This window comes from Paenibacillus silvestris (assembly GCF_009882985.1).
In the GTDB taxonomy this organism is placed as follows: Bacteria; Bacillota; Bacilli; order Paenibacillales; family NBRC-103111; genus Paenibacillus_E; species Paenibacillus_E silvestris.
Genome location: NZ_WTUZ01000012.1, coordinates 87,502 through 88,094, shown reverse-complemented (window position 1 = coordinate 88,094; position 593 = coordinate 87,502). Strand labels below are relative to the sequence as shown.

Genomic DNA, 593 nt, shown 5'->3' with positions numbered 1-593 from the left:
CTGTTTTATCTAATTTTGCAGTTAATTTCACTTCTACACGTGCGTTGTCGTTATCGTCGAACAGATCGCTTGTTGCAAATGTTGCACCAGCTTTAACAACTTCAAGATATTGTTCATACGGTGTAATGACTGGGTTGATGTTGCTTGCTTTGATTTCATCGTTTGTGAATTGACCTTCTACGATTGGGTTACCATATTGGTCGAATAGGTTTAATGCGATGGAAGCTTTGTCGTCAGCTGCAACGAGTTTCGTTCCGCCATTGGAATACGTTACTTTACCTGTTTCGATTTTGCTCAGGATCGGCACTGTTCCTACTTTGAAGTTTTTGGACACTGTTACATCACTGTTGTTGAAATAAACCGTTACTGGAACAATCCCGTTACCTTGGGAAATGCCTGAACCTGTTACATCAGCCGTGATAACCAAGTTGCCATCAACGTCTTTTTTGAAGCTTGTTGGTGCTTGCCCAGATACAAGTGCAGTAAAGTTAGATGTTCCCATCGATACGGCTTCGCCATATTGGTTCGCAGCTTTCAACTTGATCACAGCGTTTTTGCTGTAAGCTACCGTGTCGCCAGCGTTTACGAAGTCA

1 pseudogene is annotated in these 593 nt (G+C 42.5%); it reads right to left on the bottom strand.

Annotated elements, in window-relative coordinates:
- Nucleotides 1-547 (bottom strand): annotated as a pseudogene (locus tag GQF01_RS09605) (hypothetical protein); the annotation flags it as partial.
- Between the last annotated feature and the right edge of the window lie 46 nt (nt 548-593).